The following is a 26734-nucleotide window of genomic DNA, read 5'->3' on the forward strand; positions in this document are numbered from 1 at the left end:
TGGTAATTTTCCAGTGTGCTTTTTGATCATGTTACAACAAAGTAGTTTTGCTTAATAATATGCAATTTTGCATATTTATATATGTTAATATGCGAAAATGCATAAAGTTATATTGTAAAAAGTTTCTAAACAATTTATAATAAGCTTAGCTACTTAATTGGTAGTTTAAATACTTATAATTTATACAAGGGGTGGGAAGATTGTTTGACTTAAAAGGTTTTCGAGAGAACACATTGAAGATGACACAGACCGAGTTTGCCACACTGCTCGATGTTAGACAGGATTATATCTCCCGTTTGGAACAATCGACTGAACAGACACCGCTTCAGATCCTGATCAAAATCGCAAATGTCACAGGAACGACGATCGATGAGTTGGTTAATTTTAAACGTTTAGATCCCGAGCCGTTAACAGTTAACAACACTTGGCGCACAGCAGAATTCACGAAGCGAAATATCGTGGACTATTTGGAAATGAGGGGGGCGGACTACCGCAGACGGTGGGGCGATACATACAATATCAAAATGGCAGAACTACGTAAGAAGATAGACCATATTATCTCTAAGCCTCGCTTAGCTATTGTTGGTCACTCTGATGTAGGCAAGAGCCGCCTTATTAATTCGCTTCTAGGTACTGAGAAGATGCCGACCTCTTGGACCCCAACAACAGCAATAAACGTATATATCAAGCATATTCAGGACAGACCGTCCTATATGGAAGAAGAAGCTTGGATTTTCCGTGCAGCTCCCGAGTTTAGCAATATTGCACCTTGGGACGAACGCCGTCTACATGATGAAAAATATTGTCGGGGATGGAAGCTAACAGGAGGAAGCGCGGAAATTCTTAAGAAATATGGTACCCGCCAAGGTGAGGAATATGGCAGTCAAGAAGCCGGTGCAGCCGTAATATTCGTGGACTCCGACTTTCTGAGAAACTGTGATATCGTCGATCTGCCGGGATTCGGTACCGGAGACCGTGTAGAGGACGATGTAATGGCTTTCGAGGGCAAGAAGAATGCAGATATACTTATCTATATGTCCATTGCAAACGGATTCATGCGTGAGGGAGACATAGACTATCTTAAGGAATCTCTTATGTCCCTCCAACCTGTGGAGCAGGCTGCAACGAACGAAATCAGCCCGCTTGCTAACCTGTTTGTTATTGCTTCGCAGGCTCATACCGTAGATCGCGGTAATCCCGATTCATTGTCGAGTATCCTCGACAAAGGCTGTGAACGGTTCTTGCAATCGTTACCGGAAAAAGTGCTTGAGATAAGGGAGAAAACGACAGGACACCATTATGACGAAGCGGTCATTCGAAGCAGATTCTTCACCTATACTACTGACATCCCGATGCTAAGAAAAGCCTTTGAAAATGATTTACGTGCGCTCATTGAGCATATTCCTAACGTAATCAATGAAAAGGCGAAAGCGTACATCCGCACGCAAATCGAGAATTATGATCAAGAAGTCGATCAGAGGATACATGAGTTTGAGGAGATTCTTGAGCATCGTGAAGGATATGAGAGGATGCTCTCCGAAATTGATGCCAAAGAACCAGAAAGGGTAAATGACAATCAAAACCGTAGGCAAGAAGTGTTAAAAGTAATTAATACGCTCAATGCCTCTTCAATTCATACTTTTACTGACAAGTATGGAGCTCTTATCTCCGCAGATAGTATCGTGTCAATTATTAAATCCAAAGGACTGAAAAAAAAGAAGGAGGATATCCAGATCCTAATCAGTTATCTGGGATCGACGCTGCAAAGTCAGATGCAGGGGATCTTGGCCGGAGAATCTGAGAAACTGACTATAGAAATCAATGACTATCTGGAGCACTTTCAGAATGAAGTAAGGAAACGACGGTTGAAAGCTAGGCTGGATGATATCAACTTTAACTTTGATGCCACAAAGTCCTTTGCCGCAGGGTTAGTCGGGTTGACTAATTTGAGTGGTCTGGCTGTGTGGGCTACCTCTTTAGGCCATCTTGGAACATATATTCTTGTTGCCCAAGGGGTAAGCTTACTATCTGCGCTAGGAATATCCGTAGGAGGAACATTTGTAGGAGGAGCAACTGCCATTTCGATGTTTGGTGGACCAGTTGCTATCGGAATTACGATTGCCGTCTTGACAGCTTTGTCGGTATATTCACTTGTCAATGGCGGATGGGATAAGAGTCTGGCCAAAAAGATTGTAAATGAATACGATGCCAAGAAAGCATTATTGAAATACAAAGATGTCATCGAGAAATATTGGGACGATACGGCGGAGGCTTTCAATCAGGCAGCCGATTCCTTAGATGATGAGTGGACAGCCTATTTGGCGCAGCTCCAGGAAATTGTGGAGTCTGCCGATATCGGTGATATCGAACGTAAGATCCAAGCACATAAGGAGTATAAGCTTTTTTTAAATGAAATCCCGTTGTAGAAGACTTGAGAAATTCAATCGTAATACAGAAGAATCGAATATGATTAGACGGGATGTGTTTAGTTTGGATCAAGTGACTTTGTTTGAAGAGAAGGTGGCTTCCAATGAAATCTGGGATGCACACACGATCATCAAAAATTTGTATAACCGTAATGTGGGAGATACTGATCTCTTCCAACGCTACTTCAACTTTTGCTGTATGGTTGCTGGTTGGGACATTGAGCTAGACACTAGAAATTATTTTCTCGATGAGGCTAGTACCGCATTGATTGTACATGCAGAAAATACGACCATAGACGCAAAGCAATTGGCTGTTATTAAAGCTTGTCGTGAGGGGTTAGATATCATTCGTGGGGAGCTCTCTGCTATACAAAACGCTCTTGTGCAAAAATATGCAAGGGAGACGCAAGCAAAAAACAATGCTACATTAAAGGATCTAGCTGAATTAAAAGGCGAGCTTTCTCGCGCTAGTAATCAAGAGGCTTTTGATAGAGTGTTGCTCACATTAACTGAAATTGAGAACCAGCTTGTAAAGGAGGAACTGACTGAAGATCAAAATTCGCTCTATGACCGTATGACTAAAGAATATTCTGCCCTTATCAGCGACAAGCTGACCAAGTTAGCTATAGCGTCTAACACCGAATATAACCGCAATGCAGTCAAAGAATTCAAATTTGTATTTGATTCTTTCCAGAAAAATGAAAGTATGTATACCCGGAGCATAGAAAAGTTGGATATACTGGTCTCTAGTCGCCTCTTCGCCTTTGATCCGGCACGTCTGTTTAATGAGACTTTGGTCTACTACAATCATATTTATTCTTATATCTTCTGCAAACTGGATGAGGACGGCAAGTTTAGGCTAACGCAGATTTCCATCGACAAAGAGAAATTGCTCCGTTAAAGGGGGTTCATATCATGCAGATCTTGGGAAACAAGGGCTTAGTCAGACAGACCCTCGCGGGTGGCAGCCAGCTTTCAAGTATGCCCATCGTAAATACCGGTCTGTTCACTGCTGGTATTCAATCTGTCCAGACGTTTTCAACCATTACAACGACTGGGGAGTTTAATCAGCAGTTCCATAGTATTTTTAACAAGCTTAACATTAGCCGTCAGAAAAATCAGCAACAGGTCTATGACCTGTTAGCAATGGATTCCCACGTTAAGAATACGTTAAGGAAGAAAGGTGTTGCTCTTGCATGGAAGTACGAACAAGCTGAGATTCTAATGGGTGGAAAAGGAACGACAAAATGGTCGCCAAAACAGAGGCAGGAGATTCTAACAGCTGGCAAAGTTCACCGTGCAGAAGGACACCATATCAACAATGTGGCTAAACACTTGGAAAATCAGGCTAATCCGGACAATATTCGTTTTGCTAAGAATAAAGCCGCGCACAAAGCCATGCATGGCGGGGATTTCCGGAATCAGACAACCGGTGAACCTATTGACCGTAATAAGCGATTGAAGCAGGCCAATTACAAGCGTGTAGCCAAAAACGAGTTGTATGGTATTGGAATGGTCGCCACGATAGGTCTGGGAGTCGGTTTTACCATTGGGTTTACCGTCAAACTAGCACAGTCAGGACTTTCGATTGAGAATGTCAAAGTTGCCGCAGCAGCGGGAGCTAAGATGGGAGTAGAAAGTACATTCCTCGGTGTAATGAACCACCTTCTCGTAAGAGGCATAGGCGAAGCAGCTAAGAGTGCCCTTCAAGGTGTAGCTAAAAATATAGGATTGATGGTCACAGAAAATCTGTCCCGAATGTGCAAAATGGCTGTGACAGGAGGGATGGCAATTACCTTATTTTCAGTGTACCAGTTCTGCAAGCTAAAGCTAATGGGTTATGGAACCAAAGAGAGCCTAATCAGGGTCGGAAGATCCGCTACTTATTCCTTGACAATTCTGGTATTATCAATCATTGCCCAAGGCTTATGGGGAGGGTGTGCAGGTACAGTTGTATCTGTAGGAATTGGCTTCTCGGTTATGGTCTTCAAATTTGGACAAGCGCGATACACTAAAGATCTGGTTGAGCGGCTGCGGATATATACGATTCAGAAGTACGAACCCCTCATGTAGAAGCACTATTATCTCTATAGTGATGCATCCTTCTAAGGTGGAGGTTCGCAAAACATAAGAATATCGGAGGTCTTAATGGAAACAAACCTGCCTGAGGTCGAATTAAACCTTTTTAATAGTGAAAAATTAAGCTCTAATATTAAAGGATTTTTATGTAACATAAGAAATTGGGAGCTAAAGAAAACAAAAATAAAAAAAGATGGAAGTGCATCTATAAAAAACATTTCAAAACACAGAGTAGTTCAAAGATTATTTCCGTGTCCAGTTATTCTTATTGAATTGCAAAATGATTTTTCTGTATTGGAATTCAGGCTCGGCCAAGGAGGCTATAGCTTTGAGAAGCAGATTTCTAATGAATCTATTCTTCAAAAGCTTCAAGGTGCAGGTGAAACATGGCATGAAACGTTTGATCAACATCAATCAATTGTCTGGATTGTTGTAAGTAAGACAGAACTTTTCAACCTAAGATATATATATTCGAAGCTAGAACAAGCAGTCGAATCTTATGCTATTGATGAGATGAGGATGCTTCAGCAAATTCGTGATGAAGCCTTAAATGACATTGGTTACCATTCTGTTCAGTTGAATAGGGCAACAGGAGAACCAGATATACGAATACAAGCTACTTCTCGAACATATAACGATTACGATGTACCAAGAGCATTAACGTCTGAAGATCTGGTTCAGGACATGATGAACTATTCTAAATTATCAAATTTATGTCCTTCCAATATTAATGATGTGATGCAGAGAGCAAGACTCTTATACGTTCATGGTTATAGCGAATGGGAGTTTCTAACTATGGCTGTACATTATGCGGTATTGTCGCTTGAAGCTTCATTGAGGTTGCTCTATGATTCCTGGCTTGGATCAGATCCGGTAGTAGTAGAGGGCAAAATAGACGAAGCCTCTGTTTGCGCTAAATTGGAACCGTCAAGAGATACTATATTGAAATGGTCTAATCAGCAAAATGTTCTTAATGTTAAGGTTAAAGGATGGATACTCCCTCGCTCTAAGTCTAATCTGACTAACCATGCCGTTCATATTGGAGCTTTGACACAGTGGGAGAGGGATAGAATTGATTATTTCTTGTGGTTACGTGATACCTTGTCTCACCCGACAGAAACCTTTACTGAGTGGATTAATTGGAGTAGACATTGTATCGGTGAGGTTTGTCTTTATATCAATCAAATGTGGACCCGATTTCTTGTTGGTATGCCGAATAACTTTTCAATTGTGTAAACAAAGTTAGCCTCACATGAAAAAAAAGTTTTGTAATGGAATTTATTTAATCGGGAGGAACTATGGACATAGACTTTAATATACTAAAAAATGCTCTAACCAGTGGGGATTCTGAGACTGCGGCAGAGATAATCTATGAAATATATCTTCAACATAGTAGTAATGTAATGAAACCAATACTTTTAGCTGATTGTCTACCAGAGCCACTCCAAAGAGATTTTGATAATAAATACGATATACTAAAAACATTTATTTCTGCATGTCATCATGTGGGGCAAATGCTAGATGAGAACAATAATGATAGCACAAGTTTTATGGTTCAGTATATGGACACCATTCAAACCATTTTTGAACTATATAAACACAACAAGAGTAATACAATAGTACTTGAGGATACAGAGCTTCTCAAATTACCTATACCAACAACTATTCATATGTTATGCGTTTTTTTAGAAAATCAACAAAGACTTTCAGAAATTGAGTATGCAGCAATTATAAAAGAGTCAAAGAATATTGATCTTTACTCACGGAATATTGCTCACGTTGATACAGGGAATGGAAAATCCTCAATTGAGTCTACTCTTGAAGCAGGAATCGAAATGACTAACACACTCATTCCTTATTTATTCTATAAAGGAAAAAAGATTCTGGGAAAAGATTTGGAATTTGTTGATGATGTATCTCCATATGATATCCCACAAATAGAAAAAATGAGTCTACTCGCGTTACATCGAGGGATGATGAACCACTTGTGGGAGTTGGTGAAATATAGAGAGTGGGGATACTCTATGCAGCATAGCGTTGAAGATGAAAAGTATATGTATTACGAGCCAATGGACGAAGAATATTTAAAACTTGAATTAACTGCGATGATTCGATATAGCTATAAGGATCAACTGGATTTTTTTAAGAGAGAAAGCCGATATAAGAGTTTGATACATAAACTTATTCCTTTGGAAAGTGATCTTGCGAAATCCATTGATCTCAGTAATCCCGGATCTTTGTTTTGCTTAGACGCTAAAAAGGTAATGAGTTTGGTTGAAGTTTATCAGAAGATAAACAGTAGCGCTGTTAAATCTTTTGAGTTTATAGATGAAGATTTTTGGGTTCAAAAAACTATCGGTATAAATAGGAACATAAGTTTTGATAATTATTTTTTGCTTATTTCCTATCTTCAAGCACTTGGATCTGTATATAGTGAGAAAACTCACGAGAATTTTGATGATTTTAATCGTGAAGGTTACAGATATCTTGCCCCTAGAATAGAAAAAGAATTATTTGTTTCGAATTTCACTGAAATGTTTGGTATAAATCATGAAATCGTAAGTGAGCTAATCAATATGCTGATATTTCAGCCTAAGGAGAATAAAGATGATTATTCAGATTTATTTTCGCAACCTTTAGTTTACATAGGGAAAAGGGAAATTATCTTTGTACCCGCTTTAATTAAACAGTTAAACTTACCTCGAATGATTGAACAGCAATTCGGTATTTGGAAAATAGATGATGCTTATAAAGGTAAAGCACTTGAAAACTATATAAATATAGCACTCTCAATTAATTCGAGTCTTAACGTAAACGTTGGAGGATTAAAGATAGAGGATGCTTTTGATGGTAAGTCTGCTGAATTTGACTTCATTGCGACTTTTGGAGACCACATCCTACTGATTGAGATGAAATGTCTTCGCAGACCTTACTCTCCTAAAGAAATTTTTCAAATTGAGCACGAAGTTAATTATGGTATTGAGCAAGTGAAAAGACGAGCATTGGTCTTGCAAGAGGATTGGAATAAAATTAGACAGGTAGCTACGATTGATTTACCAATTCATCCACCTGACCCAATGAAAATAATTAAGGTCGTATGTTTGAATATTTTCAATTTTACAGCTAAAGAGAGGGATGGTGTTATTATCACAGATGCCTCCTCCCTTACTAAATATTTTGTGAACCCTACTGTGGAACAATTTGAGATTAGTGAAACAAGAAAAAAAATAGGAGAGTATTCCCTTTGGAAAAAGGAATACCCCACTCCTTCAGAATTCAAAGAATTCCTTCTAAAACCTCATACAATCGCAGATATTTACGATAGTTTAGAACCCGATCTGAGATCATTAATGTTAATCGATAATACTAATCATCCAATAGGTTTCCTAGATTTTTCTCTCACCGGTAACCCGATTGATCTTTCGAACAAAAAAGTAAAGCCTGTACGAGAAAGCTCAACTAGTATAGAGAATGCTAATCCTTTAAGAATACAGCCCTATAAAGGAAAAAGAAAAAAGAAGATAAAACAACAAAAACAGTCTAGGAAAAATAATAGAAAAAAAATGAATTAACGACTTGTCTAGCGATGATCGTCATTGTTGACATTTCTAACTCTGTATTTTGACTTTATTTAGATGGTTTCCAACTTTCTTTTTAGTTTAATTAATGGTTCCAGACTATTTATTTTTCGTGTTTATCACCAACTAAGGAAAATCCAATAAGATCAATGAAAATGGTTCCACACAAAACGTCATTTCTTCTTTGAAAATAGAAAGGATTTAACAGACGAATTCCCGGAAGAAGTTCAGAAATGGCTGGATATTGCGGTGGAATTGATCAAGCAACGCGAGTGTGGCTAAAAAAATGAAAAATCTTCCATGTATGAAACTTATTATACAATTGAATGGTTAGAAAACTCAGTAGCACTTCAGGTATGAGACAACTTCTCTGTAAACTTTTCAGAATTGTATAGTGATGTTGGGGATATTTGGGGAGAAGGAAAAAAGAAAATGAAAGGAAACGAAAGATTATAGAATCCAGGATTGGGAAACTAGAGTCTTTTTCAGAGTTGAACGAATTGTTATTGGGTGAGTATAGGGACGAACTTAAGAGTATGAGTAAGGATACAGCGAGTAAGTAATATCAGTAAACTTATCTGTTGATTAAAAGCTCTGTAAAATATTTCACATCGGTAACGAATAATGATGTATATAAGTATCAGTTACTGAAGAATTGGATTAAAATGTTGTTTTCGTTAAAAGAGAGATGAGTATGTCGTTTCTCAATGAAGCACCTAATTTAGCGTATTTATTTAATGGAAAAATTGTATTATTATGGGTTTACCAACTATAATGTAACTTTTCAATATGGAATAATTTTATTTACCAACTATAATGGCATTGTAATTTGAGTCAAAACGCTGAAAAAGTGCTATAATACGCGATTTTTCATTTACCAACTATAATGTCACTGAACAATTAAATGAATAAATTCTAATGGTAAGCCGTGCTGATTTCAGGTGTTTGATACTGATTTCACTCGGCTTTTTTATTTCCTAACAATTGATTGTATGTATCTGTTTTTTCTTGCGGTTATATCGATCTTTTTACATTTCCATGTCTTTATATTGACGTGATGTGATGTTCGTCGATAAAATTTTGAACCACCTAACAAAATAATGGATAATGCGAAATCATCTCTTAACAAATTTGGCTAATGAGTAGATACGCTTAAAAATAACGTAGATATAAATGGATTTTATTTAGGGATGAATTAGGGAGGTATTTGGAAATTATTGTCGAACTTATCAAGTGGTGGTACATTACCATGTGGATCTAAATTCTCAATTTGAGGTGAAGTAATGAACATTAGTAAAATACATATTAAAAATTTTAGATTATTAAAGGATACTACTCTTGATATGAACAGAGACATGTCGATTTTAATTGGTAGAAATAATAGTGGTAAAACCTCTTTTCTGTGTTTATTTGAAAAATTCTATTCACAGATTCATTTCAACTATAATGATTTTTCTTTGTCACTACGGGACGAAATAAAAGAAATTGATAGCAGTACTGATTTTAGTGAATTATCTATTCAAATGATATTGGAAATTGAGTACAACGAAGAGGATGATTTGGAGTATATTTCTGAATTCATTCTAGACTTAGAACCAGATATTAATACTGTGAAAATAGTATTTGAATGTTCAATTAATAGTACAAAACTTTTAAGAGATCTTACTAACTTGAGTGACAATGATAGAGAGAAGTTTATAATAAAAAATATTGATAACTATCTAGATCAAAATATCTATGTTTTTGAAGATACTGATGATTTGAGAAGTGTTAATAAACATAGGTTAGTGAAAAAAGAAATTAGGTCTATTAAAAATTTAATAAACTTTCAAATAATTCATGCTAAACGGGATGTCTCTAGTTCTGAGGAGAATAGACAAAGTAAAAAGGCGCTATCAATGTTAACAACAAAATTCTTTAACAATAGAAACAAAAACTTAACTGATGATTTTACAAAAATTAATGAGTTGATGATTGAGATGGATGGTAAGCTCAATTTGAATTATGATACTTTCTTTAAATCATTTCTAGAAAACTCGAAAGAATTCTTAAATATACAAAATTTACAAGTTGTTTCAAATGTACAATCAAAAGAGTTACTGGAGAACTCGTCGCAGGTTGTTTACGGAATAGATAATAATTATTTGCCTGAACACTTAAATGGTTTAGGTTACATGAATATTTTGTATTTATTATTAACTATAGAGATAAAAAAAGACAATTTCATTACTGACCAATGTGATATCAATTTACTATTTATTGAAGAACCTGAAGCACACACGCACCCTCAAATGCAATACATTTTTGCAAAGAAGATTAAAGATATTTTGTCAGATATCAAAAATCTCCAAACCGTGATCAGCACTCATTCAGCACACATAGTATCACAATGTGACTTCAAAGACATTAGATATATGTTGAGAAAAGAACATTTTAACAAATATGAAAATATCATAATAAAAAATTTTTATAACGAATTAAGCGAGAAATATGAAGATAAGCAAGATTTCAGATTTTTAGAACAGTATTTAACTCTTCAATCGGCAGAATTATTCTTTGCAAATAAAATTATATTTATTGAAGGTACTTCAGAAAAAATGTTGTTTCCGTATTTTATGAATCAATTTGATAAAGGGCAAATTTCAGAAGATGAATCATATGTACCGTTAAATTCACAAAATATATCTATTTTAGAAGTAGGTGCTAATGCAAAATCATTTCATCATTTTCTCGATTTTCTTGATATAAAGACTCTAATAGTAACAGACATCGATACAACAGAAAAGAATGAAGTGATTGATAAAAACAGTAAAAATAAAATCGTATACAGAGCCTGTGAAGTTTTAAAAGGACAAAATACAAGTAATTATACCTTGAAACATTTTTTTGAAGCACCTGAGGATATTGAATCTATTGAGTTTGAAGACTGGATTAACAAGTTAAAAAGAGAAAAATTAACAAATAACAATATAAATATTAAAATAGTATATCAGCAATCGGAGCGAGGGTATCAAGGAAGAAGTTTCGAGGATGCTTTTATTAACTGTAATTTAGATACTATTAAGAAAAACAAAACAAAATTACAAGGGTTAAAGAATAAGGGGGAAATAGATGGAATTACAAATATTTATGAATTGACTGAAGAAATACTTGAAAAAAAATCTAATTTTGCTTCTTCATTATTGTATCTCGCTTTAACTGAAAAAGAAGTTGAATGGGTTATTCCCGCGTATATTAAAGGAGGCCTACAATGGATAGCAGCCAATTAACACCATTCATAAAAATTAAAAAATGTATTGATGAAAACCAAAACTTTGTATTACAAGGTGGTGCAGGGAGTGGAAAAACGGAAACATTAAAACAGACTTTAGAATTCGTATCTGAACATCATCCAGAGAAAAAAATTGCTTGCATAACACATACTAACCTTGCTGCTAGTGAAATAAAATCAAGGGCAGGTGATAAATATACTATTAGCACAATTCACTCTTTTTTGAATACCTTAACAAAAGACTATAAAAAAAATATAAAAAAAGTAATTCCTTTAATTTTCAAATTAGAAATATTTGTACGGAAAGATATTGTGCATTACGAAGACATTAAACAACAAAACAAAGAGGAATATCTTAGATATAAAAAGCTGTACAATAAGTATGCTTCTAAATTATTTACAGTTACTAAAGATACAGTGAATAAGGTTGAAGGAAAGAGAGAGTACGACAAAACTCCAGAACAGTTTAATGAAATATTGAATAAAAAAATTGATGAATTGAATATTAAAATATCCAAACATATAGAAGAGAGTGAACATAGTAGTATCAAGTATAATGAAACTAGTTTTGATAATTATAAAGAGCTAACTTATGGTCATGATAGTTTACTTGAAATTACATATTTGCTTTGCATGAATTACAAATATTTAGGACGAATAATACAAGATAAATATGATTTTATATTCATTGATGAATATCAAGACACTAACAAAAAAATTATTGATATATTTTTGAAGCTATTACCATCTAACAAAAAAACACTTATAGGATTATTTGGTGATTCCATGCAGGCTATTTATGAAGATGGTGTGGGTGATGTTGAAGAGTATATAAACGAAGGGCACTTAATTAAAATTGAAAAACAAGACAATTTCAGATGCTCTGAACAAGTTGTTAAATTTATAAATCGACTGAGATTTGATAAATTACAACAGAAGGTAGCTTTCAAAGTTGATACAGAGTCAAATTTTGAAAGAATAGAAAATAGACAAGGTAGTGTTAAGCTTTACTATGGCATATATGACAATAAACCGAATGTATTTAGTGAAGCTGATGTCAAAGAAGATTATATGAAGGCTTTAAATATGTTAATTGATGAAGCAAACAAAGATCAGAAAGATTTCAGGAATCTCATGTTAACCAATAAATCTATTTCAGTTAAGGCAGGCTTTGAAAATCTTTATGATACTTTCAGTAGAAGGTATTCTGATCCGAAGGATACTATAGACAAACATCTACAATCTTTGCAACTATCCGAATTGTTTGATCTTTGTGATGCCTATGAATTAAAGAATTATAACTTTGTGCTATCTAATATTCAGAAGCATGGATATTCTGTTAGAAAGATGGCAGATAAGATAAAGATCAAAGAAAATTTCGATCAGATTATAAAATCGGACAAAAGCGCAATGGAAACTTTGAAATTAGCCTTTGAATCAAGAATTCTAAAATGCAGCGATAAATTTTCTGAATACGTGCACAGAAAAGATACGTTTTTAAATGAGCTTAAACAAAATAAAGAATACTTAGTATTCAAACATTTTTATATAACAGGAGATAATACTTATGCGAAAATGAGTAAGGTATTATCTTCTTTGGAAGAAGATGAGTTTAAGGAGCTAGAGAAAAAAGTATTAAAAGAAACTTTTTACATTGAATTGTTTTCACAAAAAATAAAATTTACGGAAATCTATAATTATTTTAATTATATGAATGAGAACACACAGTTTATTACAATGCATAAAACGAAAGGCTCAGGTATTGATAATGTTTTAGTTGTATTAGATGAATATTTTTGGAATGTTTATGATTTTAAATCGATTTTTTCTGCTTCTCTTGATGATAAGAAAAAACATAAAAGTCAAAAACTTATATATGTTGCGTGTTCGAGAGCAAAAGTTAATTTGGCTTGTGTGAAGCTTATTTCCAGCGATGAAGAAGAGCATATACTGAAATACTTTGAAGAATCAGTAAAGGTTGAATTGAAACAAGAACAAGTGCAAGTTTAATTTTACTTATTCCTTTATAGAGAACTAGATATTAAAAAAATCATATAATTGTGTGGGAAATTGCTTGATGCTTTCGCACTACTGAATAGTGAGGTTAAAGTGACATAAACAGAGAATAACTCGATCGCCATACATTCACCCTCCTCAGCATTCAGAATTTGAGTGATAATAAAAAATATTCAATTTATTTATAATTAAATATATGTGAGGAGTGTTTTAATTGAGTTTTACTAAAAAAAGGTTTTCCGAAAGTTTATCAGTCATAACAGAATTTAAAGATGATTATTTTACATGTAAAAATATTACGCCATCAGCATTGACATCTTTAACTTTAGCAATGAAAGGTTTTTTTGAAACATATAATACTCTCCATAGTTTTAATTACAACTTAGATAACTTCTCAGAGTTACAAGAGAAACAATTTTGTGAATTTACTGATTATCATGAGAATTACATGCAAGTCATTATTCACTTTCATCATTTCATAGAATTAATTATTAAGGATGCATTGAGATTTCATAGTGAAAATCTCGCCAACAATTTACGAGATAGTAAAGTAAAAGAGGGTGGATTGCTTCAGTTCTTGCGAGATGGAAGAGATATTGGTGATATAAATTTCACGGACAAGTCAGTTGAATATGATAAATCTTTAAATAGAGCACTGGCACTACCAAACAGCTCATTGCAGGGGATTTTAATTCAGCATAAAGAAGCCTTAGAAGAGATCAATACATTAAGGAACATGTTGTTACACCGAGGAGCACGTTTTTTACTTTATAAACAACTAGATGAATTCGTTGTTAGAATGATTCTTCCGCTAGTTCAAGATATACTTTATAAATGTGAAGAACTATGGGATGGTGAAGAAATAAGAGAATATTGGTGTTATGATAACGATTATAGCGATATTGATCCAATAGAAGAGCTAACTAATATGTCAAAAGAGGAAGTAATTGATCATAAAGCTATTGCGTTTTATAAAGCAGTTGGATCAGCACTTTACCAAAAGCCAGTTGGTAATCTTCTGAGAAGTATTTATGAAGAAGATTTAATTAAACAAATTTACGATATACAAGATAAATCGAAAAAAACTTGTTTTGTATGTAGCAATGATACTCTTTTCCTTTATCCTGATATAGATTACTCTTCTACTCATAAACTCAATAAAGGGGAGCATTATTTTAAATCTAATAAAGCAGTTTGCACTGAATGTGGGCTAAGACTTTATAAGGATGTAAATGAACCAGCGGATTATGGTATAAATGAGGATGAAGGACGTATTTGGGAATACACGCACTTAATAGAGATAAATTAAATGTGTTCGGATGTTCTTAATTATATTTTAATATACAGCTAATAAACGATAAAAGAGACTTTAGCTTCCACTAATGAGATGGAGTCGAAAAAGGGGGCCTGATGACAGTTGTCATCGGGCCCCCTTTTTCGACTTTTATGTAAAGGTGAAATTCAGTTTTCACGAGATATTTTGCAGAGGTTCTGATTTAATTAGATATAATGGAGTACAGACCGTCTTGTAAACGTAGCCTACCAGACTGCCCCATTTCAACCTTAATCTCAGTGGCGAATACACCAGGCTTACGCCCATCTGGGAACCAAGGCATCTGTTTATCAATGACAATAAACATGCCTTCTGCGTCACCCGTGGGGGAGAATTTCTTTCCGTCTCCAGCAAAGGGTTCAAGTTGATAATGCCCATTCAACGTGCTCATCGTCTCAGGAACATCATCGACAGGCAGGCCGATTTCACTAATGCAAAGCAAATGCTTCGCTTCGAAAGTTTCATCGACTGCATTATCGAGTGAGTGGTGAGAGATGAATTCCATCAAGTTGCCGCTCGGATCATAGAAATAGATGGCTGTTGCATCCCAGTAAGGGAAATAGAATTCATCCTGTCCATCTTTGGAAAGCAACGGAATGTTACGGTCTTGGGCCCACCTTTTCGTATCAGCAAGTTTATTCGTTGGAATCGTAAACGCTACATGATAGTATGGCTTCTCTTGCTCTGGCGCCTTCTTGAAAGAAAGGATCGACTCTCCGGCACGGAATGAAACGAATGTTGTACGATCCTCCACAAGCTCCAACTCCAGTACTGTACCGTAAAACCCCTTTATGGCCTCGATCTGATGTGTCAACAAACCCACTTCTCTTATTCTCATTTCAATATCTCTCCTTCTAAACTCACCTTTGATTGAAATATTCGATCGTCTTTTCAATAAATGCCTTAGCCGATTGCGTCAGGTAGCGGTCAGACCGATGGATGATCTCAAAGTGTCGGTATGGCGGATCGTCTGTAATGCGAATACAGCGTAATGAGGGTTCATTCATGGCTTGGATCAGAGGATAAGGCAGCAGTGTTCCTCCGACGTTGGCTTTGACCAGGCTAATGATAGAGGTTGCCGAACTGGTCTCCATGATGGTGTTTAGGGTGAATCCATATTTACGGCAATAACCGTCGACTAATTCTCTGCCCGTAAATCCTTCGGGAAACATCACCGTTTGAATATCACGCAGTTCCTGGATTCCAATCGTGCTGCGTTCAGCCCAATCATGATTCTCGGAAACGACCAGTACATACTCTTCACTGCACAAAGGAATGCGTACAAGCCGATCATCAGGGGCAGACGTGATCTCGATGCCGATGTCGACTTCATTTTCCAACACTTGATTCACGACATAGATCGAAGAAATCACCTTCAATTGCACTTTGGGGAATCGGGCATGAAAATCAACGAGCAGTGGAGTGAGACGGTAATCCAAATCGGATGGAAGAACACCAATGACTAATCGACCTCGCTGATCATTACGGAATTCAGCTAGCGCATCTTGGGTATTCTGTAAATGCCGGATCATCTGTACACAGTGCTCCAGAAACAGAGACCCTGCCTGGGTCATCACAATCTTTTTGCCAACACGGTCAAATAAAGGAACACCAAGTTCATCCTCCAACCCACGTATTTGTTGACTCAACGTAGGTTGAGATATGCCAAGTTTCTCAGCTGCCCGGGTAAAATGAAGCTCCTCACACACCATAATAAAGTTTTCCATTTGACGAATCTCCATGAATTCACCTCTAATCATTGGTTTTAGTAATCATTTTAATAGAAACAATAGTATTGTTCAATCATTATATTGAATCTATACTTAGTCAGTGTACCAACCCAAGATCCTTTCGCTGCCCAATAAGATCTTGGTAAATGTATCGATACTACTACCATGAGGTGATCCATAATGAAACTTTTCTATATTGTATTCGCGCTTATCCTGGCTTCACTGAACTTGAGACCACCCATTACATCCATTTCTCCGCTAATGAGCACCATACAGCATGATCTGGGTTTGAGCGGTATGACCGCCAGTCTGTTAACTACACTACCGGTATTATGTATGGGCATATTCGCTCCGTTCTCCGTAAGAATAAGTAGAAGGTGGGGGAATGAAGGTGCCATTGTGCTGGCTTTAATCCTTATTGGGTTAGGTACGGGATTACGATTTTTCGTGGGTGCAACCCCGTTAATGATGTTCACTTCTTTTCTGTCGGGTGTAGGGATTGCATTGGCAGGGCCGCTGTTGTCCAGCTTCATTAAGCAGTATTTTCCTAACCGAGTGGCAGCTATGGTAGGCATCTACTCTACAGCGATGGTGATGGGGGCCAGCATTAGCGTGGGACTATCGGTTCCGCTCCAGCATGCGCTGGGTGGATCTTGGAAAGGGTCTTTAGCCACGTGGGCATTACTCGCAGTCATTGCATTACCGATCTGGTTGAAATTGGCCTATTCTGCGCGCACAGAGCGACAATCCGGTAAAACTACGGCTGTAGTTCATTCACCACTTCCGGTGAAGAACAGGCGTGCCTGGGTGCTGACACTGTTCTTCGGATTGATGGCAGCTATATTCTATTCACTAACCGCTTGGCTTGCGCCAGCCATTCAAAGCCAGGGATACAGTCAAGAGACCGCAGGCAACATCCAAACGTTATTTACATTGATATCACTGCCATCTACGTTATTCATTCCCATGCTTGTACACCGGTACCAAAGACGTGTCTTCTGGCTTGTTGGATGTGCGATGTTGGAGTTAATAGGTGTCCTGATGCTGAACCTCTCTGTCAGTCCGTGGCTCGCGGCGATCCCACTCGGTATTGGCGCAGGTGGACTGTTCCCGATTGCACTCATGTTGCCGATTGATGAGACGAACAATGCTCAGGAAGCAAGTAGCTGGTCCGCTATGACTCAATCTGGTGGCTATATCTTGGGAGCACTGGGGCCGCTTGCGATTGGTTGGCTCCACGATCTGACAGGCAGTTTCGTGCAAGCGTTCTATGGTTTGGCTATCATCATCGTGTTGCAGATTATCGTTCAATTGGCTATTGGCAATAAGAAAAGCTCAAAAGTTGTTGGCCATGAGCAGGAGCTAAAAGGCATGTAAAGTAAAATGGATATAGAAATATGATCTTTATACATGATCTAACAAGTCCATATAGTACTGCCGTAATGATTCTTTTAACGTGTCCGGTTCCATGATCTTAATGGATTTGCCGAATCCTGTGAGGTACCGAGTGATGAAATCAATTTCATGAGGCTCATACGAACCGACAAGAAGCATTTGTGCCGATTCACTTCCCGGTTCATTGACGTGCATGATCTGCATAGATGGAAAATGTTCTTGCTGGAATAGCTCCATCCCGGCATCATCAATCAGGCATTTGAATGGAATTGCTTGTTCAGATGGTTTCCATAAAGATTGGACATCCTGTGAATAGAGTTCCTTTACATGAGTTAAAGGTTCAATCTCCGATGTTTCAGCTGAAGTGATCCGGTCGCAGCGGAACACTCGGTATGCTTGTTTATTCAGATCATAGGCCTGGCAATACCAGTAGCCCCTCTTGGCATAGAGCGCGATGGGTTGAATGGTACGGATGGTGAAGCTTGATGTGCGAGATGGTGAATCCGATGTCTCAGGATCAGAAAGGTTGACAGGAGACGGCCCTGTATCAGGTGATCTCCGTTGATCAGGATACGTAATCAGGATCACTATATTTTGCACTGCAGCCATTAACAGAAACTCCAAATGCTCGCTATCGCGAATCTGCTCCGTATGTCGGAAGGAAACCCGGTGTTGAATATTCTCAATATCCTGTCGTTGCTTGTCGGATAATGCGCTCATAAATTTCTCATGAATAGTACGGAAAGAGACCTGAAAGGGCAAGCTGGAGAAGCTGCGGAGGGCCTGCATCGCAAAATAAAGGGCATGAAGCTCCCCCGTGTTAAACGAAATGGGAGGCAGCTGCATCTGTTGTAGCAGTCGATATCCGCCGTAGCGTCCATATTCGACATAGATGGGCGCACCCAACTCTTCCAATGAAGCGATATCTCTTAACGCGGTTCGCTTGGAGATCTGGAACTCCTGCATAAGATCTTGCAGGGTGAACTGTTGTTTTTGATTAATATAGCGCAGCATCTGGTTCATGCGTTCTAATTTTTTCATATCGAAACCTCTTAATGGTGCCATAGATTGGCACCTTTCGTAGTTATAGTGATAAGTGTAATCCAATAGGAACAAGGAGGCAATATAATGAATTTTGAAATCATACCATTTTTGTCGATGAACGGGGATGCGGCGGCAGCCATTGCTTTTTATGAGGAGTTTCTGGGCGCCAAGGTGATATTCAAGAAAAGTTATAAAGAGATGAAGGAGATGAACCCGGGCTTCGAGTACCCTGCCGGTCAAGATGAATATATTACACATTCGGTACTAGAGATTGGGGTCAACAAGATCATGATTGCGGAAGAAGCAATGGACACGGAGAGAGCATGGCAGCTGGGAAACAGCACATCATTATGTATCCAATCCAAGGATAAATCTACAATCGATCAATTGTATCATTCTTTGGTGCAACATGAGGGTGTGAAAGTACTGGTACCTTACGAGCAAAATGAATTCAGCCCAGGATACGGCATTGTGCGGGACCCGTTTGGTATTGCGATTCAACTGTGTGTGACGGTGCATGATTTTTAGAATGAGGTGAGGAGCCGTTTCATTCATTTATGCCTCAAGTGAACATTCATCACTAAAGCTTCACTTCAGTAGTCCCATAGATTAGGTATAATCTTCAGTAGAGGTTTGGACAACAGAGCAGGGTGTCTGAGCAGAGAGGGGCTGGGGGTTGAAGTGAGGAAACAAGGCGCTATTGGCAAAGAGAGCAGGCTTCGTCTCCTGGAGGCAGCAGCAGAGGAGTTTGCATTGAGTGGGTTCTATCAGACCAAAATAAGTTCAATTGTTGCTCGGGCTGGGTTAACACAACCTGCATTCTATCTGTACTTTGAGAGCAAAGAAGCAGCTTTTGCGGAGCTGGTGGCAGATTTTCGTAATGGCCTCAGTCAGGCAGTGCGCGATAGTCATATCGGGCCGGGAAAGAATAGGGAGGACCTCAAGGAAGCGGTCGTGGCCTCGTTGGAGCAGATCTACCGATTCCTAGGACGGAATCCCGCATTGACCCGAATTGGATTGTATCTGTCCCCGGAGTCCGTGGGCATCAAGGCTGAGATTGCCGGGCTCATGGAACAAAATCTGATTGAAGAACAGCAAGCCGGATATTATCGGCAGGATCTCGATGCGATTTTCTTCGCGGAATGTCTACTTGCTATCATTGAACGCTTAACCCTGATTAAGCTGTTGCCTGGTCGCGAAACGCCTTCGCAGTTGGCACGGCAGACGCAGGATCTCTTTTTCTACGGCATATTGGACATGCAGCAGCGAAGCTAAATGAGTTCAATAGGAAGAGCCAGACCCGGATTATCGGAGTCTGGCTCTTATTATATATGAAGCTATATGGCACTCGCAGCGTAAAAACCAGAACGAACGGCAGTACCTACTTTGCCAATCTTCACACAATCGCCCATGAGGCTGGTCTTGGTTCCGAACTTGGCTCGGATCAGCTCAGCGATCGTTGTATTCTTTCTCATCCCAAAGGCGTTAATGATCGTATCTGCTTCAATGAACACTTTGGAACCATCAGCTTTCTCTGCATGTAACCCATTAGCCTCAAAGGAGAGGACCTTGTGTCCACCGAGAATGGTCACTCCGTAGCTATCGAGCATAGGCATCAGTGCTGCACGGTTAATGTACATCACATCTTGCCCCGCTTCCGGGCGCATCTCGATGATGGTGACTTTTTTGCCTTCCATAGCCAGCTCAAGTCCCAGATCGCAACCTGTTAAACCCCCACCAGTAATGACAATATGTTCGCCGCGCACAAGTTCTTTTTGTAAATGGGCCTCAATGGCTCCCACGACATTATCGTTATCGATTCCAGGGATTGGAGGCACAAGAGGTACTGCTCCTGCACCGATGAAAATATGATCAGCTGCTTCAAGTGCCGGATCATCCGGCTTGACCTCATGATTTAACTTCACTTTCACGTGAAGCTGGGTTAACTGCCGCTCATACCAGCCAATCAGGGCGCGCAACTGGCCTTTGAATTCCGGGGTTGCTGCACTGGTGACCTGTCCACCGACAGTGGCTTTTTTTTCATACAGTGTAACCTCATGGCCTTTGAGTGCTGCTACACGTGCTGCTTCCAGACCGGATGGTCCACCGCCTACAACAACGACCTTCTTGGCAGTCTCCGCCTTGTGAATCGCAAAACGTTTCTCGTTCGCTGCCTGAATGTTAACTGCACAGCTGATTTTGGTATTCCGTTCGATAATCCGACCGATGCATTCCTCGTTACAACGAATACAAGGACGAATATCCTCCCGCACATTATCCCGCAGTTTGTTTGGAAGCTCGGCATCGGCAATCAATGCGCGACCAAACATGACGAAGTCAGCATTCCCGGATTCGATTAAGCGGACAGCACTCTCCGGTGTATGGCTCCCCGAGTTCAAGATGGGAATGTTCACAACCTGACGAGCAGGTTCACACATATAATCCATACAAGCATCACCCAAGTAAGCTGGCGGGAAAATGTAATCAATTCTTTCGTAGGAACCTGCATCTATATCAACGGCATCTACGCCAGCACGTTCGAGAATCTGCAACATCTCCAGACTGTCCTCTACCGTACGTCCGCCTTCAAAGCGATGATCCAGTGCCATCCGGAACAAAATGGGCATGTCTGGACCCACAGCTTGGCGGATCGCCTGTACGATCTCAACGGCGAATCGCATGCGTTTCTCTGTCGTGCCGCCATATTCATCTTCACGTTTGTTCCAGATCGGTGACATAAACTGATCGATCAAATAACCGGCGTGGGCATGAATTTCGATCCCATCAAAGCCCGCCCTTTTCAATCTGGCTGCCGAATCGGCGAATTGCTCCATAATGGTCTGTATTTCTTCCACCGTAAGTGGATGGCACAGAACTTCCGGATTATAGATGGCAGGGATGGCTGAAGCCGATACGGGAGGTTTCCCTGAACGGTCGGGTAGGGCGTTGCGTCCGGTGCCGCAGCTGAGCTGAGCAATAATCTTGGTGCCATAACGTTGGACTGCATCGACCAGATCCGTGAGCAATGGAATGACATAATCCTTCTCCACAATGCCTTCCAACACGCCCTGAGCTAGATCTTCGGTCAAAAATTGGGCACCAAGGATGATCATACCCGCGCCGCCTTTGGCGCGTTCCTCATAATAATCGATCTCTTCCAGAGAGATGCGACCATCAGGGCTAGCTGAATTGGTCCCCATAGGGGACATGACAATTCGATTATTTACTTCCATCGTTCCGATGCGGAATGGGGTGAACAGCTTTTCATAAGGATGATTCATGTGTGTGTCCTCCTGTTGTTGGTAAGTATTGGATGAATTGAATAGACAGAAATATTGGATAGTAACATAGGTTACTCGCGAGTAATATAAGTGATAAACCCATCGTAAACGTTCAACGACAAATTATAAGTGAAAAAAATCACAATCAATTCATGTTATCTACATTTATGGAGCAGAGTATAGGTTACGAATCATCTGGAATAACAGAGGGACTTGCTCTTGGCGATGCAATACAAAAGTGTATGCTACTATGCTTTGTGTTACGATACGTACAAGTAGACGCGATCGGAAGGATGTTCTGTCACTACATGATTAATCACAGTTACGTTTAACGGATGGGGATAAGCTATTGAGTCGCACACGTTTTATTACATTTATTATAGGTGTCGTTGCCTTGTTTATCGCACTGAATGTACTCTCGTTTCTGGAGGAAGAGCATGCTCCGAAGGCGCATGAAGGGGTACTGGATCTGCGTCAGGTCGGAGGTTTGCAAGAGGGCGATATCGCCCTTAATGGAGAGTGGCTGTTTTATCCGGGGCAGTTGCTGGATGGAACAGAGAAGACGAGCGCTCATGAATATATCGCTACCGTTCCTGGCAATTGGCGGTCGGCCATTGAACCTTATCTTCACAAGGGGGCGTTCGGGTATGGGACGTATCGTTTGAAAATATTGCTGGATGCCGAAGGAGAATCTGCACAGCAGATTGCCTTGCGTGTTCCCTTAATTCGTACATCCCACACGTTGTTTGTCAACGGGGTGCAGATTGGTTCGAACGGAGTTGTCTCGACAAGCGCCGGACAATATCGTCCCCAAGTAGAGCCCTATATCTCACATACGGAGATAAGCGGTTCCGAAGTGAATATTGATGTGCAGGTAGCCAATTATGATTTTGCGAATAGCGGGGGAATGATTGAACCCATTCAAATAGGCAGTATGGATGCTATATACCAATCGCAGCAGAGGAATGTGGCTTTCGAATTTGGTATTCTGGTTGTATTTGGTTTTCTGAGTATGATTTTTGGATTTATGCATTATCAGTCACCGCGAAGCGGCTGGATCTATATGTCCCTTTTTTTCATTAGCATGATGGTCACCAGCTCGTATCAGGGAACCAGATTATTATTCTGGCTATGGCCTGACCTTACATATGCTACGGGCTTCATTGTATATTTTCTGTCGATCGTCGGCCTTACGTTCTGGATGTTTATGTTTGTCGCCTGTCAATTGGAAACGGTAATTAGACGTTGGGTGAGATACGCGGTGTACATTTTCAATGCGGCATTCATTATTTTGCTATTGATATTGCCGATTGACATGGTGTCACATCTGGTCGTGGTACTAGTGATCCAAAATGTGGCCGTGTATAGTTACTCTTTAGTGATCCTGCTTCGGAGTTTCCGAGGTGGCGATCCAGTTGCTGGACATCGGTTTTTGGCCTTTTTTATGTTTGCCGCACATAGCTGGTCCAACGTCTTATTGCAGCTCGGTCTCACCCACATGGGTGACTGGTACTTTATTCAGGTCTTTCTCTTCTCGGGTTTGTTTATCCTGATGTTTGTGCAGCAATTTGTACTGACTTATAGACGCTTGAAGCGACTATCCCTTGAGATGAAGCGTGTCGAGCGGTTCAAGAATGAATTCATGGCGAATATCTCGGATCAAATGAAGACTCCACTTCAGGCTCTGATTAGTATCGCTGATGCACGGCTTCAATCAGACCATCACCTTACAGCTGACCAGAGACAGGATCTGCAATTGCTTACATCGATGGGGTGGATGATGCGCAGCATGGTGGATGATATACTCGACTTCTCGCAAATTCGTGAGCAGCAAATATATTTGACGATCCGGTCCGTTGATTTCTATGCATTAGTGGATGAAGTGGTGGAACGTGTCCGATATATGGTATATGACCATTCCATAGTAATTACAAGCCATGTGGACAAGACATTGCCACGAGTAGCTGCCGATGAGCAACGCTTGCATCAGATTCTGGCAGGTGTGCTCCAGCATAGCTTGAAGGTTACCGTTACAGGTACCATCCAGGTTGAAGCTTCAGTAGTGAACGGGATGGTTGAAGTTCGTGTCCATATGCAGGGGGGCGCCATTTCATTGGAGCAGATCGCGCTTACCCGTGCGTTGTTCGAATCCAGGCTGGATCAGGATCATGCACATATGCATCACAATTCGGATGCTCCAGGGTTATATCTGGTCAAAGCTCTAACAGAATTGCATCATGGGAAGGTATATGTACCCGACAGTGAATCTGGAGTAATGGATATTATACTTACGCTACCGTTAAGTGCAGATTCGTCCAGAGATGAAACACAAGCTCTATTGTCGTCTATGGTTGAGCAGAAGGCGGCAGTTCAGTTGGTTGATAACCGTATTCTGAATATGTCATTGAACCGAAGTAATCGATTTATATCCAGTGTGTACCATATTATGATTATTGATGATGATGCGCTGAATTTGAATCTGCTACTGCCTATTCTGAATCTGGATGATTATCGTGTGACTGTGGTGAGAAATCCGGAAGAAATCATGCAGGGCATGCATCCATTGGATGAAATGGATCTGATTATCGTAAACCGCACGCTGTCTGGCATATCAGGTACCGTTATATGTGGCAAAATCCGTGAACAGTTCACCATGTTTGAACTACCCATTCTGTTACTGATCTCTGCATGGCAAGGGGATCGCGCGCTGGAAGCCGGATTAGCCGGGGCTAATGATTTTCTGCGCAAACCGGTGGAAGGTTCCGAACTTCGTGTCCGTGTACGTACCTTGCTACAGATGAAACGTTCCGTTGCTGAACGCATTCGCATGGAGCTGGCCTTTCTACAGGCGCAGATCAAGCCGCATTTTCTGTTCAATACTCTGAATTCCATTGCAGCACTAAGCAAAAGCAAACCTGCACAGATGAATGAACTGCTCAATGAATTGGGGAATTACCTGCGGGAAAGCTTCCGCTTTGACAACACGAATCCACTGACGCCTTTCGATCGGGAGTTAAAATTGGTGCAGTCCTATCTACATATTGAAAAGGTAAGATTTGACGATTGGCTGGACTTTAAGATTGAAGTGTTGACCTCAACAAACTTCCGAGTCCCTCCGCTGACCATTCAACCCTTGGTGGAGAATGCCGTACGTCATGGTATTATGCGACGTGCTGAGGGGGGACGTATTCTGATTCGGGTTACGCGGGATGAACAATTCATCCTGATTACGGTGAAGGATGACGGGGTAGGCATGCCGACGGAAACACTGGAACGGATTATGGAGGGGCCAACGGTCGAAGGTGGAATCGGCATCCGAAATATTGAGCGTCGACTCAAACAGCTATTCGGATGGGGACTGCTCATACATAGTTCCCTCGAACAGGGAACCGAGATTCAAGTCCGGCTTCCAATAGAAAAGGTGGGATTTCATGAAAGCGATACTGGTGGATGATGAACCGCTCGCGTTGAATCATCTTGCGGAGGAACTGGAGCGTATTAGCGATCTGGACATTATCGGGAAATACCGCAGTCCCAGACAGGCTCTCGAGCATATCGTACAGGTTCGACCGAATGTCGTTTTTCTGGATATCGAGATGCCTGAAATGAGCGGGATTGAACTGGCTGAGCGTATTCTGCAACAACTTCCAGCGACCAAAATTGTGTTTGTCACGGTATATGATGAATATGCAGTCAAGGCGTTTGAACTCAATTCACTGGATTATCTGCTGAAACCATTGCAGACAGAGCGGCTGGAGAAGACGATTCATCGATTGTTGCTAACGTCTGATCCTACCGAACGATTCCCGGATTCGCAGGTTATGCTTCATTGCCTTGGTCCACTGCAGTTTGAAAAGGCGGGGAGCCCGCCCATCACCATAAGATGGAAGACATTCAAAGCCCAGGAACTCTTCTCGTTCCTGCTGCAATATCGAGATAAACCTGTTCGCAAGCAGGTGCTGCTTGAACAGTTGTGGCCTGAGATTGAATGGAAACGCGGAGTAACCCAGCTCTACACAGCCATCTATCAGATTCGCAAACAACTACAGTCGGAGCAGGTTAATATCCAGATTTCCAACCTCGATGAAGGATATATGCTGCAATTGAACGGGGCATCCCTGGATATGGACACGTGGGAGAAAAGGGTAGCAGAAGCGCCTGCCGTTACAGCGTTAACGATGGATCTTCATTTACAGATTTCGTCTCTCTACAAAGGTCCATATCTGGGGGAAACAACGTATCTGTGGGCCGAAATGGAGCGACGCCGACTGCGCAATCTCTGGCTTCGCCATGAGAAGCAAATCGCTGATTATTATATCGGTGCCCGGCAGGATGAAGATGCGGTTGCACATTATCTCAAAATACAGCGCATGTTGCCTGATGAGGAAAATATATATGTGGTTTTGATGAACCTGTATCATCGACTCGGTGATCGACGTTCGGTCGAGGTTCAGTATAGCCAGTTATGCCGTATGTTGAGTCAGGAAATGGACATGCTGCCTCATCCGGCTGTTCAGGAATGGTTCGAAAGCTGGAAATCCAATCGTTCAACCTAAGCCTACTTGTCCTTGCAAGTGGGTT

17 protein-coding genes are annotated in these 26734 nt (G+C 40.0%); 13 read left to right on the forward strand and 4 right to left on the reverse strand.

Features of this window, described 5'->3' with window-relative positions; genetic code table 11:
* Nucleotides 1–200: 200 nt before the first annotated feature.
* From HF638_RS17575 to HF638_RS17610, 8 genes are all read left to right on the forward strand, one after another.
* Nucleotides 201–2426, forward strand: a complete 2226-nt coding sequence (locus HF638_RS17575; RefSeq protein WP_169481371.1) for a dynamin family protein — start codon at nt 201–203, stop codon at nt 2424–2426.
* A gap of 64 nt (nt 2427–2490) precedes the next feature.
* Nucleotides 2491–3327: a hypothetical protein gene (locus HF638_RS17580; RefSeq protein WP_169481372.1), complete on the forward strand. Its 837-nt coding sequence runs from the start codon at nt 2491–2493 to the stop codon at nt 3325–3327.
* Between the two features lie 14 nt (nt 3328–3341).
* Nucleotides 3342–4499, forward strand: a complete 1158-nt coding sequence (locus tag HF638_RS17585; RefSeq protein ID WP_169481373.1) for a hypothetical protein — start codon at nt 3342–3344, stop codon at nt 4497–4499.
* Nucleotides 4500–4574: 75 nt separating this feature from the next.
* Nucleotides 4575–5741 (forward strand): hypothetical protein, encoded by a 1167-nt coding sequence (locus HF638_RS17590; RefSeq protein WP_169481374.1) that lies wholly within the window; start codon nt 4575–4577, stop codon nt 5739–5741.
* A 62-nt stretch (nt 5742–5803) separates the two neighbouring features.
* Entirely contained in the window at nt 5804–8077 is a 2274-nt protein-coding gene (locus HF638_RS17595; RefSeq protein ID WP_169481375.1) for a hypothetical protein, read from the forward strand.
* Nucleotides 8078–9366: 1289 nt separating this feature from the next.
* The gene (locus HF638_RS17600; protein ID WP_169481376.1) at nt 9367–11352 is read left to right on the forward strand and encodes an ATP-dependent nuclease; all 1986 of its coding nucleotides are present in this window, start codon (nt 9367–9369) and stop codon (nt 11350–11352) included.
* Nucleotides 11334–13364, forward strand: a complete 2031-nt coding sequence (locus HF638_RS17605) for a UvrD-helicase domain-containing protein (RefSeq protein WP_169481377.1) — start codon at nt 11334–11336, stop codon at nt 13362–13364. The genes HF638_RS17600 and HF638_RS17605 overlap by 19 nt, the downstream gene beginning before the upstream one ends.
* Before the next feature lie 220 nt (nt 13365–13584).
* Entirely contained in the window at nt 13585–14679 is a 1095-nt protein-coding gene (locus tag HF638_RS17610; RefSeq protein WP_169481378.1) for a hypothetical protein, read from the forward strand.
* A gap of 187 nt (nt 14680–14866) precedes the next feature.
* On the opposite strand, the gene HF638_RS17615 is transcribed toward HF638_RS17610, so the two are convergent.
* Together HF638_RS17615 and HF638_RS17620 are read right to left on the reverse strand one after the other, a co-directional pair.
* Nucleotides 14867–15541, reverse strand: coding sequence for a VOC family protein (locus HF638_RS17615; protein ID WP_169481379.1), 675 nt, complete (start codon nt 15539–15541; stop codon nt 14867–14869).
* Nucleotides 15542–15563: 22 nt separating this feature from the next.
* The gene (locus HF638_RS17620; RefSeq protein WP_169481380.1) at nt 15564–16445 is read right to left on the reverse strand and encodes a LysR family transcriptional regulator; all 882 of its coding nucleotides are present in this window, start codon (nt 16443–16445) and stop codon (nt 15564–15566) included.
* A 168-nt stretch (nt 16446–16613) separates the two neighbouring features.
* Here HF638_RS17620 and HF638_RS17625 point away from each other — a divergent pair, with 168 nt between their 5' ends.
* The gene (locus HF638_RS17625) at nt 16614–17810 is read left to right on the forward strand and encodes an MFS transporter (RefSeq protein ID WP_169481381.1); all 1197 of its coding nucleotides are present in this window, start codon (nt 16614–16616) and stop codon (nt 17808–17810) included.
* Nucleotides 17811–17837: 27 nt separating this feature from the next.
* On the opposite strand, the gene HF638_RS17630 is transcribed toward HF638_RS17625, so the two are convergent.
* Nucleotides 17838–18869 carry a helix-turn-helix transcriptional regulator gene (locus tag HF638_RS17630; protein ID WP_169481382.1) on the reverse strand — a complete coding sequence of 344 codons (1032 nt, stop codon included), beginning with the start codon at nt 18867–18869 and terminating at the stop codon, nt 17838–17840.
* A gap of 87 nt (nt 18870–18956) precedes the next feature.
* On the opposite strand from HF638_RS17630, the gene HF638_RS17635 reads away from it, so the two are divergent.
* A complete protein-coding gene (locus tag HF638_RS17635) occupies nt 18957–19400 on the forward strand; it encodes a VOC family protein (RefSeq protein ID WP_169481383.1) in 444 nt (147 codons plus the stop codon).
* A 153-nt stretch (nt 19401–19553) separates the two neighbouring features.
* Nucleotides 19554–20147: a TetR family transcriptional regulator gene (locus HF638_RS17640; protein WP_169481384.1), complete on the forward strand. Its 594-nt coding sequence runs from the start codon at nt 19554–19556 to the stop codon at nt 20145–20147.
* A 62-nt stretch (nt 20148–20209) separates the two neighbouring features.
* Here HF638_RS17640 and HF638_RS17645 read toward each other — a convergent pair whose 3' ends face one another.
* Entirely contained in the window at nt 20210–22153 is a 1944-nt protein-coding gene (locus HF638_RS17645) for an NAD(P)/FAD-dependent oxidoreductase (RefSeq protein WP_169481385.1), read from the reverse strand.
* A gap of 349 nt (nt 22154–22502) precedes the next feature.
* Here HF638_RS17645 and HF638_RS17650 point away from each other — a divergent pair, with 349 nt between their 5' ends.
* Together HF638_RS17650 and HF638_RS17655 are read left to right on the forward strand one after the other, a co-directional pair.
* Nucleotides 22503–25607, forward strand: coding sequence for a hybrid sensor histidine kinase/response regulator (locus HF638_RS17650; protein WP_169481386.1), 3105 nt, complete (start codon nt 22503–22505; stop codon nt 25605–25607).
* Entirely contained in the window at nt 25585–26709 is a 1125-nt protein-coding gene (locus tag HF638_RS17655) for a response regulator (RefSeq protein WP_169481387.1), read from the forward strand. The genes HF638_RS17650 and HF638_RS17655 overlap by 23 nt, the downstream gene beginning before the upstream one ends.
* Nucleotides 26710–26734 lie beyond the last annotated feature (25 nt).

It is taken from the genome of Paenibacillus sp. SZ31 (assembly GCF_012912005.1).
GTDB lineage: Bacteria > Bacillota > Bacilli > Paenibacillales > Paenibacillaceae > Paenibacillus.

Coding starts and splice junctions, on each gene's coding strand:
- HF638_RS17600 (WP_169481376.1), top strand. CDS start 9,367: ATGAACATTAGTAAAATACATATTAAAAATTTTAGATTATTAAAGGAT.
- HF638_RS17595 (WP_169481375.1), top strand. CDS start 5,804: ATGGACATAGACTTTAATATACTAAAAAATGCTCTAACCAGTGGGGAT.
- HF638_RS17585 (WP_169481373.1), top strand. CDS start 3,342: ATGCAGATCTTGGGAAACAAGGGCTTAGTCAGACAGACCCTCGCGGGT.
- HF638_RS17645 (WP_169481385.1), bottom strand. CDS start 22,153: ATGAATCATCCTTATGAAAAGCTGTTCACCCCATTCCGCATCGGAACG.
- HF638_RS17615 (WP_169481379.1), bottom strand. CDS start 15,541: ATGAGAATAAGAGAAGTGGGTTTGTTGACACATCAGATCGAGGCCATA.
- HF638_RS17620 (WP_169481380.1), bottom strand. CDS start 16,445: ATGGAGATTCGTCAAATGGAAAACTTTATTATGGTGTGTGAGGAGCTT.
- HF638_RS17590 (WP_169481374.1), top strand. CDS start 4,575: ATGGAAACAAACCTGCCTGAGGTCGAATTAAACCTTTTTAATAGTGAA.
- HF638_RS17655 (WP_169481387.1), top strand. CDS start 25,585: ATGAAAGCGATACTGGTGGATGATGAACCGCTCGCGTTGAATCATCTT.
- HF638_RS17635 (WP_169481383.1), top strand. CDS start 18,957: ATGAATTTTGAAATCATACCATTTTTGTCGATGAACGGGGATGCGGCG.
- HF638_RS17630 (WP_169481382.1), bottom strand. CDS start 18,869: ATGAAAAAATTAGAACGCATGAACCAGATGCTGCGCTATATTAATCAA.
- HF638_RS17605 (WP_169481377.1), top strand. CDS start 11,334: ATGGATAGCAGCCAATTAACACCATTCATAAAAATTAAAAAATGTATT.
- HF638_RS17625 (WP_169481381.1), top strand. CDS start 16,614: ATGAAACTTTTCTATATTGTATTCGCGCTTATCCTGGCTTCACTGAAC.